Here is a 14955-nt window from a genome sequence, read left to right as displayed (position 1 = left end):
GGTTAAATCTTGCGGTTATTAGACCTATTATTGGTTAATTTTTTTTATAACTAATCTGTTTTATATATATTTGTACCTAATTTTCTATAGAATTTTTAATGGATACATCTAAAACATCATTAGTTGGTAAGACTTTATCTGAACTTCAGATAATAGCTGAAAATCTTGGTTTGCCTAAGTTTGCAGCAAAGCAGATTGCTTCATGGCTATATGTAAAGAGGGTAAAGTCAATAGATGAGATGACAAATCTTTCATTGAAGACAAGAGATGCCCTCAATGAGAGTTATCAAGTGGGCTTGTCAGCCCCTGTAGAGGAGATGAGGTCTATTGATGGAACGGTGAAATATCTCTTTAAAACTCCACAAAATCACTTCATTGAAGCAGTTTATATTCCGGACAAAGAACGAGCTACACTTTGTGTGTCATCTCAAGTAGGTTGTAAAATGGGATGTAAGTTCTGTATGACCGGACGTCAAGGATATACTGCAAGTCTATCAGCAAATCAGATTTTAAATCAGATTTTCTCAATTCCAGAGAGTGATACACTTACAAATGTTGTATATATGGGTATGGGAGAACCTTTTGATAATCTTGATGAAGTTCTCAAGTCTCTTGAGATATTGACATCGGATTATGGTTGTGCTTGGAGTCCTAAGCGTATTACAGTGTCTACAGTAGGATTGCAAAAAGGACTTGAAAGATTCCTTAATGAGAGTGAATGTCATCTTGCTGTAAGTATGCATTCTCCTATCCCTTCACAGAGGAAGGAGTGGATGCCTGCTGAGACTGCGTTCTCTATAAAAGATATTGTAGAGGTACTCAAAAAGTATGACTTCAGTAAGCAAAGACGTCTCTCCTTTGAGTATATCATCTTTGACAAAATGAATGATTCGCTTGTTTATGCAAAAGAGATTGTGAAATTGTTGAAGGGATTAGATTGTAGAGTAAACTTGATTCGATTCCATGAAATTCCTGACTCTGAGTTTGCTCCTTCTGAGATGGATAGGGTAGTAGCTTTCCGTGATTATATGACACAACATGGAGTATTCACTACCATCAGAGCATCACGAGGTGAGGATATCTTTGCTGCTTGTGGCATGCTCTCTACTGCTGAACAATCAAAAGAAAATAGAGATTAATAACTGAAAATTAACAAGAGATTATATGAAAAAAGTAGGCCTATATTTATCTATACTTATGGTCATGGCGCTTATGATGTCGTGTAAAAAAGATGGTAAAAGTCTCTTTACACCAGCATCAAGTGGCCGTCCATACGAAGTGCTTGTAGTTGTTGATAAGACTCAATGGGAAAAACCGGTTGGCAGAGCTTTATTCAATGTACTCGACAAAGATGTTCCGGGACTTCCTCAATCTGAGAGGTCTTTTCGCATATCTACAGTTGCTCCTGATCGTTTCGACAGGACTTTCAAGATTTTCCGCAATATAATCATTGTTGACATTCAAGATATTTACTCTCAGCCTAAGTTTAAATTCTCACGAGATGTATATTCATCTCCTCAGATTATCATGAGGATTCAGGCACCAAATGAGGAGAGTTTTCAGAACTATGTTCAGAAGAATTCACAAGTTATCATCGACTTCTTTGTAAAGAGTGAGATGAATCGTCAGATAAATAACCTCAAAGAAAAACATAATAAAGCAGTATCAGCAAGGATAAAGAGCCTCTTCGACGTTGATGTATGGGTTCCTGTTGAACTGGATAAATATAAGGTTGGCAAGGATTTCCTATGGGCATCTACCAATCGTGCTTCTGGAGATATGAATTTCGTAATATATTCTTACCCTTATACAGACAAAAAGACTTTTACCAAGGAATATTTTATTAATAAGCGTGACTCTGTTATGAAGATTAATATTCCAGGTGAACGTGAGGGAATGTACATGGCAACCGACAAGGACTTTGTTGATGTTAAGGATATAGTGGTAAAAGGTGATTATGGCTTTGAAGCTCGTGGCTTATGGCAAATGGAAAATGACATGATGGGTGGTCCGTTTGTAGCTCATGCACGAGTAGATAGAGCTAATGGCAGAATAATTGTTGTGGAAGGGTTTATATATTCTCCTGAGAAGCTTAAGAGAAATATAATGCGCCAGTTGGAAGCTTCACTATATACACTTCAATTATCTGATGAAAAGCCTTCACATGAGATACCTGTGGATGACAATGTCACAGAAGAGAAGAATAGATAGACAAATAACTGAAAATAGATAAAATCTATATAATGGAAAATAAAAAAGTAATAGTTGGTATTACTCATGGTGATATCAATGGTATAGGATATGAAGTGATTCTGAAAACTTTTTCGGACTCTTCTATGTTTGAACTCTGTACACCTGTAATATATGGCTCCCCAAAGGTTGCTGCATACTATAGAAAGAGTATGGACATAGAGACAAACTTTAGCATTATAACTTCGGCTAATGAGATTCAGGATGATAGATTGAATATTATAAACTGTTGCGATGATGAACTTAAAGTTGAAATCGGCAAACCTACAACTGAATCGGGAAAGGCTGCTCTAGATGCCCTTGAGATGGCGCTTGCTGATTATCGAAATGGTATGATTGACGTAATAGTCACTGCACCGATAAACAAAAATACTATACAGTCTGACGAGTTTAATTTCCCAGGTCATACTGAGTATATAGAGAACAGAGTGGGTGACGGTGCAAAGTCATTGATGATTTTGCTTAAGGATGATTTTAGAGTAGCTCTGGTTACAGGACATATACCTGTAAGAGATATTTCTTCTACCATTACAATAGATTTGATTAAGCAGAAACTTGATATATTCAATAGATCTTTAAAGGTAGACTTTGGAATAGATGCTCCAAGAATTGCACTCTTCTCTCTAAATCCTCATGCCGGTGACAATGGACTTATTGGTAATGAAGAAGAAGAGGTTATAAAACCAGCAATAGAAGATATGGCTCAAAAGGGTGTTTTATGCTTCGGACCATATCCGGCAGATGGATTTATGGGGTCTGGAAACTATACTCATTTCGATGGAATATTAGCAATGTATCACGATCAGGGACTTGCTCCATTCAAAACGTTGTCTATGGATGATGGCGTCAACTATACAGCTGGATTACCTATTGTCCGCACTTCACCTGCACATGGTACAGCATACGATATTGCCGGAACCGGAGAAGCTTCTGAAAGCTCATTCCGTCAAGCAATCTATATTGCTCTTGATGTATTTAGAAATAGAATAATAGAGAAAGAAATTTCTGCTCATCCACTTAGAAAACAGTATTACGAAAAGCGTGATGACAGCGATAAACTTAAGTTGGATACAATAGAAGAAGAATAGAATAATGAAATTTGCTATTATTGCGGCAGGAGAGGGATCGAGATTATCACAAGAGGGTGCAAAACTGCCAAAGCCATTAACTCTTCTTGCTGGAACAGCTATGATTGAACGACTTATACGCATCTTTGTAGATAATGGTGCTGATGAGATAGTTGTAATTGTTAATGAAGAGAATGTATTGACTAAGAATTTTCTTGAAGAACTTAGTGATAAGATAGAGGTGCCATTTACTCTGTTGGTTAAGAGTACACCAAGTTCAATGCACAGCTTCTTTGAATTGAGCAAATATCTTAAAGGGGATAAGTTCTGTCTTACAACTGTTGATACAATTTTCAGGGAGAAAGAGTTCGCGAAATATATATCTGATTTCAAAAAGTCAGAATCAGATGGTATGATGGGAGTAACTGACTATATTGATGATGAGAAGCCGCTGTACGTTTGTACAAACGAGCAGATGAATATTACTGGATTCTTCGATAAAAATGAAGGAGGATGCAAATATATCTCTGGAGGAATATATTGTTTGGGACCTAAAGCCATAGATGTGTTAACTGAGTGTATGGACAAGGGAGTATCAAGAATGAGAAACTTCCAACGTGCCCTTGTTGAACATGGGCTCTCTCTTCAAGCATGGCCTTTTACAAAGATTATTGATGTTGACCATGCAGAAGATATTTTTAAGGCTGAACAATTCATAGCAGAGAAAAATTAAAGATATGGAGAAAGATAAGAGAGAGGTAACTCCACTTAATGTGGTGGCAGTAAGCGAGGAAGTGAGTTTTCTCCAAATCATATAAATAATGACGCGGCAATTCTAACCGAGGTAGTTAATAACCTCAAGAAAAATGGAATTAAGAGTAGAGTTATAAGTGAGAAGGAGTTTGTTGCTGAAGAGATAGAGTGCGATTTTATTTTTGATATGGCTCGTGACAAGAGTAGTTTGAAACGTCTTAAAGAACTTGAGAACAGCGGTATAACAGTTGTCAATTCAGCTTTTGGCATTGAAAACTGTAGTCGCAGTGAAATGACAAGGCTATTACTGGATAACAATATACCTCATCCAAAAAGTTCTATTGTAAGTACAGACGAGAATATTCTACAGGATGTCTTTCCTTGCTGGATAAAGAGGGGAGATTCTCATGCAATGGTAAAAGATGATGTGTCGTATGCAAAGGACCAAGCTCAGTTTGATAGAGTATTTGAGGACTTTCGCTCACGCGGTATTCATTCTGCTGTTATAAACGAGCATCTGCAAGGTGATCTGATTAAATTTTATGGTGTTAAGGATACTGATTTCTTCTATTGGTTCTATCCATCTCCATGTTCACATAGTAAGTTCGGACTCGAGAAAATAAATGGTGTTTCAAAAGGATTTGAGTTTTCTCTATCCGATTTGAAGAAATATAGCGATTTGGCTGCGCAAGTTCTTAATGTCCCTATTTATGGAGGCGACTGTGTCGTTTCCGAGAACGGTGATATAAAGATTATTGATTTCAATGACTGGCCTAGTTTTGCTCGTTGTCGTGAAGAGGCTGGAGCGAAGATTGCAGAGTACATTTTACATAAGATAAATGAGATAAAGAATTCGTAAGATGAGTGATGATAAAACAAAGAGTGGCTTAAAGGCATCATTTAAGTCAATGGATACAGAAGAATTCCTTGATATATATTTTAATCGCCCGATAGGATATGTTTGGGCACTTTTCTTTCAGAAACTGAATGTTCACCCTAACGTTGTTACTATATTTTCAATAATACTTGGGGTTGCAGCAGGTATAATGTTCTATTTCCCTGACATGAAACATACCTTATTGGGTATATTCTTCCTTATTTGGGCTAATCATTATGATAGTTGCGATGGGCAACTTGCTCGTATGACAGGTAAGAAGACAAGATGGGGACGTATGCTTGATGGCTTTGCCGGAGATTTGTGGTTCATAACCATTTATGCTGCTATCTCTCTTCGTCTTATGAACCAGAATATACCATTTATTGAAGGTGATGTGAAATGGGGAGTATATATATGGCTTTTAGCTTTTTTGGCTGGGACACTTTGTCATAGCAAGCAGAGCACACTTGCTGACTATTACAGGAATATACATCTATTTTTTCTCAAAGGAACTTCCGGAAGTGAACTGGATAACTTCAAACAACAAAGAGAAATATTTTCTTCTTTGCCATGGAAAAAGAACTTATGGTGGAAGTTATTCTTATATTTTTACGGAAATTACACCCGTCAGCAGGAACAGATGACCCCTTATTTTCAGAAACTTTATTTAAAGGTAAAAGGATATGGAGATAATATTCCTGCAGATTTCAAAGAGGAGTTCCTTGCCGGTAGTCGTCCATTGATGAAATATACTAACATACTTACATTTAATACTCGTGCAATTGCATTATATATAAGTATGCTTATTGGTGAACCATGGCTTTACTTTGTATTCGAAATTATTGTAATGAGTGCTATCTTTGTATATATGCACTTCAAACATGAAAAATTGAGTATCACATTATATCATAAATATTTCAGAGGTGAAAAATAAATATAGAAATATATTCATCCTTTTTGGAATTGCTGCAATAGTTATCATGTTCCTAACATTCGACATGGAGTATGAGGAGCTTTGGAATAACCTGAAGAGAGCAGGAATGTGGTTGCCGGCAGTGTTGGCATTGTGGGTAATAATATATCTTTTAAATACCTTCTCTTGGTACTTTATTATTCGTGATGGTGAGAAAGGTTCTCCTATTCCTTTTTGGAAAGTATACAAGCTAACAGTCTCCGGTTTTGCACTCAACTATGCTACCCCGTGTGGTCTTATGGGTGGTGAACCATATAGGATAATGGAACTTACTCCTTATACAGGAGCAAGTAAGGCTACTTCATCAGTAATTCTCTATGTTATGATGCATATCTTCTCTCATTTCTGTTTTTGGTTTGCATCGATATTCCTATATATAGTGATTTGTCCTGTCAGTCTCTTCATGGGAGTACTGCTTACCATAATAGGGTCATTATGTCTTATTGCAATTTACTTCTTTGTAAAGGGATATAGGAATGGAATGACTGTAAAGACTCTTAGAATATTGTGTAGAATGCCTTTTGTAAAGCGATGGGCAGCAAATTTTTTGGAGAAGAAGTACGATACTTTAAAAAGAATAGACTCTCAGATAGCAGAACTGCATAAACAGAGAAAATCTACATTCTATGCCTCTCTTTCATTCGAATTTATAGCTCGTATACTTGGATGTCTGGAGGTCTATTTCATACTTAATATATTGACTTCGGATGTAAGCTTTGCATCATGTATACTTATCATGGCATTTACATCACTCTTTGCTAATTTGTTCTTTTTCTCTCCTATGCAACTTGGGGCACGTGAAGGAGGTTTTGCTCTTGCTACAGGTGGATTAGCTATACCAGGTGCTTTCGGAATATACACCGGGCTTATCACAAGAGTGCGCGAATTGGTCTGGATATGCATAGGAGTTACTCTGATGAAGGTAGGAACTGGTGTAGGTAATAAAGATTCAAATAAATGAATAACATAGAAGTAAAAGGAATCATTTTTGATTTCGGAGGCACTATAGATACAAACAGTATCCATTGGGCTGAGGTGTTGTGGAGATATTATAAGGAGTGCAAAGCTCCTGTGGAGTATCAGGATTTTCGTGATGCTTATGTATTTGCAGAGAGAGCTTTAGCAAAATATCCATATATCCAGCCTTATCATAATTTCCTCGATTTACTTAAGATAAAGGTAAATCTTGAGTTAGAATATCTGCTAACTGAGCACATAATTGATATGGATGTTATCGAACTGCAGCAATTGGCAATTAATATAGCTGAAGGATGCTATGGTTTTGTACTAGATGTGCTTGCGGTTACTCGTCCTATTATAGATGAGCTATCGCATCGCTATCCTTTGGTTCTAGTTTCCAATTTCTATGGAAATATAGAGACTATCCTTGCGGATTTTAAACTTGACAGTTACTTTAAATCTATAGTTGAGTCATCAGTAGTAGGAGTTCGCAAACCGGATCCTGCAATATATCAGTTGGGAGTCGATGCAATAGGTCTTAAAGTTGATGAGGTTTTGGTTGTAGGCGACTCATTCTCAAAGGATGTTGTTCCTGCAAAAAAAGTAGGCTGCAAGGTTGTATGGCTCCAAGGTAAAGGATGGGGAAATGAGGAGATTGATAACTCTTTGCCTGATTTCATAATAACCGATTTTAAACAATTATCTGCTATATTATTAGAAAAATAACATGAAAGAAGAAAATCATTCTTTAGTCGCACGTAAATATTTACTACCATTTATATTAGTTACATCTCTGTTTTTCTTGTGGGGATTTGCTCACTCCATCTTAGATGTACTCAACAAACATTTCCAGGAAAATTTAGAAATTACAAGAACACACTCTGCAATGATACAGGTGATGTTCTACCTTGGATATTTCATCATGGCTATACCTGCCGGACTGTTCATAACAAAACATGGATACAGAAAAGGGGTAGTTGCCGGTCTGCTACTATATGCACTTGGGGCATTTTTATTCATACCGGGAGAAAGGATGATGTCGTTTAACTTCTTCCTCTTTTCACTCTTTGTAATAGCTTGTGGACTTGTATTCCTTGAGACAGCTGCTAATCCATATATGACTGAACTTGGTCATAAATCTACTGCTGCCAGTCGTCTTAATCTTGCTCAATCTTTTAATGGTCTGGGTTGTATCTGTGGTCCACTTATTGGAGGTGCATTACTTTTCTCTGGCGATAAAGAACCATCAATAGCTCTGCCTTATACAGTAATGGGGGCAATAGTATTGATAGTTGCTTTTATATTCTCTAAGATTAAGTTGCCTGAGATTAATCATGAGGATGATGATGATGTGAAGCATATAGAGGTTACTAATGTATGGAAAGACAGGATGTTTCTTTTCGGTATCACAGCTCTTTTTGCTTATGAAATTGCTGAAATATCTATAAACAGCTTCTTTATAAACTATGTAGTTGAAGATAACAGTATGAATGCAAAAGATGCTTCTGTGTTACTCTCTTTCGGTGGATTAGGCCTGTTTATGCTTGGACGTTTTGCGGGAAGCTGGATAATGAGTCGCATAGATGCACAAAAAGTACTATTTGTATGTGGTATCATGACTGTAGTTTCTACTCTGGCTATTGTGTTGAACTTGGGTAATATATCTAAGGTAGGACTTATTGGAGTTTATATTTTCGAATCAATAATGTTTCCTACAATCTTTGCTCTATCATTGAGAAACCTAGGTAATTTGACTAAGAAGGCATCTTCATATCTTATGATGACTCCTATAGGTGGAGCAGTAGGTCCGCTTTTAATGGGCTATGTTGCTGACAATACATCTATGTCATTCTCATTCATGATTCCATTTCTCGGTTTTTGTGTAGTTATGGCTTATGCCTTTACAGTAATAAAAAACAGCTCTAATTTAGAGCTGTTTTGGATGAAAATTGCTATTTCTGATAATCTTCCATATATCTTCTTCTGTCCCCGAGAAGGCCCGTGATGTTCTAACTTTAGTGTAGACATTGCTGCAGCAAAGCAACCGGCTTCATCATAAGGAGCTCCTTGATTTCTAAGGTATAGATACCCCGTAGCATATGTGTCTCCACATCCTGTTGCATCAACAACCTTCTTTGGCGGATATGCCGGAATCTCATAGAATTTACCTTCTGCATAAACCACAGAACCTAGACTACCTAGGGTTATAAGTACCTCTTTTACCCCCCATCCTGCCAAAATCTTGGCGGCCTCTTTTACATCCTCAGAACCGGTGAGAACTTCCATCTCATGTTCGTTGACCTTTAAAATATCAACATATTTAAGGGCCTCAATCTTATCAGTCCAGTCAACAGCATATACATTCTCGCCTCTAACTTCTCTAAGATATCCTTGAGCATCTACTGCAAGAATTCCTTTTCCAGATAGATATTTAACAACATCCAGAGAGAAGTCATCAGCCAGTAAACTACCTAGATGGAATATATGAGCCTCAACATTCTTTAAACCTTCTACAGTAAAAGGATCAGCTTTTGCCAATACTCTTTGAGTACGCTCATCCTGATTATGGCCATATATATTTTCAAAATATACTGTCTTATTAGTTGGAATAACTTTTACATTAATTCCTTTTGACCTAATCTCCTCTACCGCCTGTATCTCTGTGTTTGCTATCGAAGTGACAAGCTTATAGTGCTGAGTATTATTCAAATGGCTTATGCCATGAGAAAAATAATACGATGTTCCTCCAGGCATATAAGTTGTCTTTTCCGGCGTTACTATCTTGTCAAGTGTTATGTGACCAATGCAACAAATATCGTTCATTTTATCGATTTCTCTAATTTAAGGGCAAAAGTAGCAAAAAAACTAATAAAATTGTCGCAGTTTTCAAAAGAAGATGTAACTTTGAATATATTGTCTTAAAATAAAAATTTAGATAATACTATAAAAACAAAAAAACTCGAATGGAAAAAATTAGTGTAAGACCGGCAACCGGCAAATTGGGCGTACTATGCGTTGGCTTAGGCGCTGTCACTTCTACTTTTATTACAGGTGTCCTAATGGCTCGCAAAGGATTGGCAAAACCTGTAGGTTCAATGACTCAATATGATAAGATAAGAGTTGGTAAAGGTGTAAAAAAGCAATACAAACATTATGGTGAGATTGTTCCTTTAGCAGATCTTAAGAATATTGTTTTTGGAGCCTGGGATGTCTTTCCTGCTAATGCTTATGAGTCTGCTATTAATTGTGAAGTTCTCAAAGAAAAGGATATTAATCCTGTAAAAGACGAGCTTGAACAGATTGTCCCAATGAAGGCAGCGTTCGATCACAATTATGCAAACCGTCTTGATGGAAATAACGTAAAGGATTGTAAAACACGTTGGGATATGGTTTTGCAGATTCGTGAGGACATCAAAAGCTTCAAGGAGAAGAACAACTGTGATCGTATAGTAGTTATTTGGGCAGCATCAACTGAGATTTATGTTCCTGTAAACGAAGAAGTACATGGCTCACTTAAGGCATTAGAGAATGCCATGAAATCAAACGACACAAAAAATGTAGCTCCATCTATGTGCTATGCATATGCTGCTCTTACTGAAGGTGCTCCTTTCATTATGGGTGCTCCTAATACAACAGTAGACATACCAGCTATGTGGGAGTTGGCAGAAATTACAAAAATGCCTATAGCAGGTAAGGACTTCAAAACTGGTCAGACACTTGTTAAATCAGGTTTTGCTCCAATTATCGGCACTCGTTGCCTTGGTCTTTCTGGTTGGTTCTCAACAAATATCTTAGGTAATCGTGACGGACTTGTTCTTGATGAGCCAGCAAACTTCCACACAAAAGAGGTGAGCAAACTCTCTACTCTTGAGTCTATCCTTGTCCCAGAAGATCAGCCTGATCTCTATACAGACTATTATCACAAAGTACGTATTAACTACTATCCTCCTCGCAATGATAATAAAGAGGGTTGGGACAACATTGACATCTTTGGATGGATGGGTTATCCTATGCAGATAAAGATCAACTTCCTTTGCCGTGATTCAATTCTTGCAGCACCTCTTTTACTTGACTTGGTATTATTGAGTGACCTTGCAGCAAGAGCAGGACGTTTTGGTATACAGAGATTCTTGAGCTTCTTCTTGAAGAGTCCTATGCATGACTATACTGAAAATGAGGTTCCTATAAATCATCTTTTCCAGCAGTATGTAATTCTTAAGAATGCTATCCGTGAAATGGGTGGTTATGAAGCTGACGAAGAAATAGATTAATATTTTTATACATATTATAAGGCATACATCAGTGCGGTGTATGCCTTATTTTTTCTGCCATTATTACTTGTCTTATGGTTACTATTTTGTAAATTTGTCATATAATGTGTACTATTTATGAGTAAGATAGATATTCAAAATATTAAGTTAAGATTTGGAATTATTGGAAACTATGAAGGACTTAACAGAGCTATTGATGTAGCACTTCAGGTTTCTCCTACTGATTTATCGGTACTTATTACTGGTGAGAGTGGTGTTGGTAAGGAGACTTTTCCAAAAATTATTCATAGCTTCAGTAGAAGGAAGCATAACCAATATATTGCAGTAAACTGTGGTGCAATTCCTGAGGGTACTATTGATTCTGAACTGTTTGGTCATGAAAAAGGTGCTTTTACAGGAGCTATAAGCGACAGAAACGGATATTTTGCAGAAGCTGACGGCGGAACAATTTTTCTGGATGAAGTAGGAGAGTTACCTCTTGCAACACAGGCTCGCTTGCTACGTGTACTCGAAAGTGGAGAGTATATTAAGGTAGGTTCATCTAAGGTACAGAAAACAGATGTACGTATTGTTGCTGCTACAAATGTGAACCTTACTGATGCAATAGCAAAAGGCAAGTTTAGAGAAGATTTATACTACAGATTAAATACAGTGCCTATTTTTGTGCCACCATTGAGAGAGAGAGGTGGTGATATATTGTTGCTTTTCAGAAAATTTGCTTCCGATTTTGCAGAAAAATATCACATGCCATCAATCCAACTTACAGCTGATGCACGTCATGTTTTAGTGAGCTATCCTTGGCCAGGTAATGTACGTCAGTTAAAAAATATAACAGAGCAGATATCTATAATTGAGCCAAATAGAGAAATATCATTAGATATACTAAATAATTATCTTCCTAAAGTACCCAATTCATCAGGTATGCCTATGATTTATGGGGATAAGATGGATAGTCAACAGTTCCATAATGAGAGGGAGATATTATATCAGGTTCTTTTCGATATGCGACGTGATGTGACAGAGTTGAAAAAACTGGTCAACCATCTTATGAAAGAAAAGGAAGATGATACATCTCTGCATAAACCTAATAATGCTGTGGGCTATTATCATGAGCCTGAAAGAAGTATTGTGCCATCACCAGTTAATCAACTTCCTACAATAAATCTCACTCCTAAAAAAACTGTGAATGAGTATATTCAGGATACTGACGAGTATGTAGAAGAGGAATCTCTCTCTTTGGATGAGGTAGAAAAAGAGATGATCAAGAAAGCACTTGAACGCCATCACGGACGAAGAAAACTAGCTGCGAAAGATTTAAATATATCAGAGCGAACATTATACAGAAAAATTAAAGAATATGATCTTGAATAAACAATTTAAAATAAAACTGCTATTGGCAACATTGATAATGGTTATCACTTCGTGTTCCATATCTTACAAATTCAATGGATCTTCAATAGACTATACCAAGACAAAAACCATCTCTTTTGAAAACTTTGCAAACAGATCAGTAGGTTTTGTTTATGGTCCTATGGAGGGTATGTTCAATTCAGAACTTCAGGATATATATGTACAGCAGACTCGTTTGAAACAGTTAAAACGTAATGGTGACCTGCAACTTTCGGGGGAGATAACAAATTATGATGCTATAAACAAAGGAGTAGGATCGGATGGTTACTCTAATATGGCTGAATTGAGGATGACAGTAAATGTACGTTTCGTTAATAATTCAAATCATACAGAGGATTTCGAGAAAACTTTCTCGGCTAGTAGAGAATATGATTCAAGTCAGCCTCTATCATCGGTACAGGATGAGCTGGTTAAGCAGATGGTTAAGGAAATTGTAGATCAGGTATTCAATGCAACAGTGGCAAACTGGTGATATGATAAATAGTATATACAAATATATGGAACATCCGGAGCTTCTTGACAAAGAGAGCTTGTACGAGATTAGAAGTTTATTGATACGATATCCTTATTTCCAGACTCTGAGATTACTATACCTTAATAATCTTTATATATTGGGTGATAAGGATTTTGATGAAGAACTTCATAAGTCTGCTATATATTTGAACGAGCGAAAAGTGCTTTTTTCTATTATTGAAGGCAATAAATATTATGATGATTCTGTAAAAGAGATAAAGCATAAAGATGAGAATATTTCACAAGACAGAACAGAGTCTCTTATTGATGCATTCTTATCTACAAATGAGGAAGATGTTGAGAAGATAAGGTTGTCTATCGAGGCGACTACTGACTATACATCGTTACTGCTAAAAGATTCGGATATAGAACAGTTAGAGATGAGAGGACAGAAACTGATTGACGATTTTGTAAGAAAGGATAACAAAATCGAAAGTGAGAGCGTCATTGTAGAGGAGGATAAAGCTCATGAAATAGTAAGTGAAGTAGATAGTGATAATGATTTAGATAATAATTTGGATAGTGCTCAAAGTGAGTACGATGATGACGAAGAAAGCTATTTTACAGAGACTTTGGCAAAGATATATGTTAAACAAGGAAAGTATTCTAAAGCTATTGAAATTATTAAAAAATTAAATTTGAAATATCCAAAAAAAAATGTTTACTTTGTCGACCAAATAAGATTTCTTGAAAAATTGATTATTAACACTAAATCAAAATAAAAATGTATTTATTATTAATTGGATTAATCGTATTAGCATCTCTTTTGATGTGTTTCGTTGTTCTGATTCAAAATTCAAAAGGTGGCGGATTATCATCTAGTTTTGCTTCTTCAAATCAGATAATGGGTGTACGTAAGACAACCGACTTTATAGAAAAATTGACTTGGGGTTTGGCTTTGTTCTTGGTAGTTCTTTCTATCGCTACTGCTTATGTAGTGCCAACTGCTCAAACAAGCTCATCTGCTATAATGGATGAGGCTCTTAAGGAGAGTACAACAAACCCATTGAACACACCTGCTGGTTTTGCGACTCCTAAAGCAACTGAAACTCCTGCACAAGCACCTGCTCAACAAGCTCCTGCTCAGACACCAGTTCAACAGAGCGCTCCTGCAAAATAACAAAACGATTTTCTGAAGATATTTTAAGGCGATACTTAGTATCGCCTTTTTCTGTTTTAAATAATAATAAACTATTATGGAAGTAGTGAGGATAAGTTCAGATTGTATCTCTATCGCCCTTGATCTAGCTTTGGAAGTATTTATGGAGTACGAGGCTCCTGTTTACTCACAAGAGGGTATAGATGAGTTCAAATCATTTATTGATGCCAATAGAGTTAACAGTAAGCTCTCTTTCTATGGAGCTTATGAGGTTGCCGAATTAGTTGGCATGATTGCTATACGTGATTATCAGCACATTTCTCTTTTCTTTATAAAAACTGCTTATCAGCGCAAGGGAATAGGTCGATTAATCTTTAATAGAGTGAGAGAGGATTATGAGAAACAGATATTCACTGTAAACTCATCGCCATACGCTGTTGATATATATAAACGTTTAGGTTTTATGCCTATCTCTGCTGAGAGAATAACCAATGGAATTAAGTATACACCAATGGTTCTTCTTGAAAGTGAACGATTGAGACTTAAAAGATATGAGATTGATGATTTTAAGGCTGTATACAGTATTTTTTCTAATCCTGATACAATGAAGCATTATCCTCATGCTTTTTCTAAAGAGGAGACTATTAATTGGATTAATCGCAATATAAAGCGTTATGATGACGATGGATTTGGATTATGGCCAGTTGTGCTTAAGAGTTCAGGGGAGGTGATAGGTGATTGTGGTATTACAATGCAAAATATAAATGGTGAGATGCTTCCTG

General features: G+C 36.5%; 14 protein-coding genes and 2 pseudogenes. 15 read left to right on the top strand and 1 reads right to left on the bottom strand.

Annotation, left to right across the window (positions count from 1 at the left end):
• Nucleotides 1-98 precede the first annotated feature (98 nt).
• The 9 genes and pseudogenes from rlmN to JCM15092_RS15430 all read left to right on the top strand — a co-directional run.
• The gene (gene rlmN, locus JCM15092_RS08025; RefSeq protein WP_024994214.1) at nucleotides 99-1139 is read left to right on the top strand and encodes a dual-specificity RNA methyltransferase RlmN; all 1041 of its coding nucleotides are present in this window, start codon (nucleotides 99-101) and stop codon (nucleotides 1137-1139) included.
• 25 nt (nucleotides 1140-1164) lie between these two features.
• On the top strand, nucleotides 1165-2211 hold the full coding sequence (locus JCM15092_RS08020; protein WP_024994213.1) for a DUF4837 family protein: 1047 nt from the start codon (nucleotides 1165-1167) through the stop codon (nucleotides 2209-2211).
• A gap of 32 nt (nucleotides 2212-2243) precedes the next feature.
• Nucleotides 2244-3338 carry a 4-hydroxythreonine-4-phosphate dehydrogenase PdxA gene (pdxA, locus tag JCM15092_RS08015; RefSeq protein ID WP_024994212.1) on the top strand — a complete coding sequence of 365 codons (1095 nt, stop codon included), beginning with the start codon at nucleotides 2244-2246 and terminating at the stop codon, nucleotides 3336-3338.
• Between the two features lie 4 nt (nucleotides 3339-3342).
• Nucleotides 3343-4050 carry a nucleotidyltransferase family protein gene (locus JCM15092_RS08010; protein ID WP_024994211.1) on the top strand — a complete coding sequence of 236 codons (708 nt, stop codon included), beginning with the start codon at nucleotides 3343-3345 and terminating at the stop codon, nucleotides 4048-4050.
• 81 nt (nucleotides 4051-4131) lie between these two features.
• Complete coding sequence (locus JCM15092_RS08005) at nucleotides 4132-4929, top strand: ATP-grasp domain-containing protein (protein ID WP_051532516.1); 798 nt, start codon at nucleotides 4132-4134, stop codon at nucleotides 4927-4929.
• Nucleotide 4930: 1 nt separating this feature from the next.
• Nucleotides 4931-5881, top strand: coding sequence for a CDP-alcohol phosphatidyltransferase family protein (locus JCM15092_RS08000; RefSeq protein WP_024994209.1), 951 nt, complete (start codon nucleotides 4931-4933; stop codon nucleotides 5879-5881).
• Complete coding sequence (locus JCM15092_RS07995; protein ID WP_024994208.1) at nucleotides 5871-6881, top strand: lysylphosphatidylglycerol synthase transmembrane domain-containing protein; 1011 nt, start codon at nucleotides 5871-5873, stop codon at nucleotides 6879-6881. The genes JCM15092_RS08000 and JCM15092_RS07995 overlap by 11 nt, the downstream gene beginning before the upstream one ends.
• On the top strand, nucleotides 6878-7606 hold the full coding sequence (locus JCM15092_RS07990) for an HAD family hydrolase (protein WP_024994207.1): 729 nt from the start codon (nucleotides 6878-6880) through the stop codon (nucleotides 7604-7606). Before JCM15092_RS07995 ends, JCM15092_RS07990 begins: the two co-directional genes overlap by 4 nt.
• A 1-nt stretch (nucleotide 7607) precedes the next feature.
• Nucleotides 7608-8789, top strand: a pseudogene (locus JCM15092_RS15430) (sugar MFS transporter); the annotation flags it as partial.
• 18 nt (nucleotides 8790-8807) lie between these two features.
• On the opposite strand, the pseudogene JCM15092_RS15425 reads toward JCM15092_RS15430, so the two are convergent.
• Nucleotides 8808-9703: pseudogene (locus JCM15092_RS15425) on the bottom strand (PfkB family carbohydrate kinase).
• Between the two features lie 140 nt (nucleotides 9704-9843).
• Between JCM15092_RS15425 and JCM15092_RS07975 the strand changes: the two are divergent.
• The 6 genes from JCM15092_RS07975 to JCM15092_RS16850 form a co-directional block, all read left to right on the top strand.
• The gene (locus JCM15092_RS07975; RefSeq protein ID WP_024994206.1) at nucleotides 9844-11151 is read left to right on the top strand and encodes an inositol-3-phosphate synthase; all 1308 of its coding nucleotides are present in this window, start codon (nucleotides 9844-9846) and stop codon (nucleotides 11149-11151) included.
• A 117-nt stretch (nucleotides 11152-11268) separates the two neighbouring features.
• Nucleotides 11269-12522 (top strand): sigma-54 interaction domain-containing protein, encoded by a 1254-nt coding sequence (locus JCM15092_RS07970; RefSeq protein WP_024994205.1) that lies wholly within the window; start codon nucleotides 11269-11271, stop codon nucleotides 12520-12522.
• Complete coding sequence (gene lptE / locus JCM15092_RS07965) at nucleotides 12509-13033, top strand: LPS assembly lipoprotein LptE (protein WP_024994204.1); 525 nt, start codon at nucleotides 12509-12511, stop codon at nucleotides 13031-13033. Before JCM15092_RS07970 ends, lptE begins: the two co-directional genes overlap by 14 nt.
• On the top strand, nucleotides 13011-13796 hold the full coding sequence (locus tag JCM15092_RS07960; protein WP_439645904.1) for a DUF8458 domain-containing protein: 786 nt from the start codon (nucleotides 13011-13013) through the stop codon (nucleotides 13794-13796). Before lptE ends, JCM15092_RS07960 begins: the two co-directional genes overlap by 23 nt.
• Before the next feature lie 2 nt (nucleotides 13797-13798).
• Nucleotides 13799-14194 carry a preprotein translocase subunit SecG gene (secG, locus tag JCM15092_RS07955; protein WP_024994202.1) on the top strand — a complete coding sequence of 132 codons (396 nt, stop codon included), beginning with the start codon at nucleotides 13799-13801 and terminating at the stop codon, nucleotides 14192-14194.
• A gap of 76 nt (nucleotides 14195-14270) precedes the next feature.
• Nucleotides 14271-14955, top strand: a 685-nt coding sequence (locus JCM15092_RS16850; RefSeq protein ID WP_084488499.1) for a GNAT family N-acetyltransferase, incomplete at its 3' end; no start/stop codon positions are given.

The sequence above is a fragment of the Phocaeicola paurosaccharolyticus JCM 15092 genome (genome assembly GCF_000613805.1).
In the GTDB taxonomy this organism is placed as follows: Bacteria; Bacteroidota; Bacteroidia; order Bacteroidales; family Bacteroidaceae; genus Phocaeicola; species Phocaeicola paurosaccharolyticus.
Note: the sequence above shows the minus strand (reverse complement) of the source record. Positions and strands in the feature narration are given on the sequence as shown.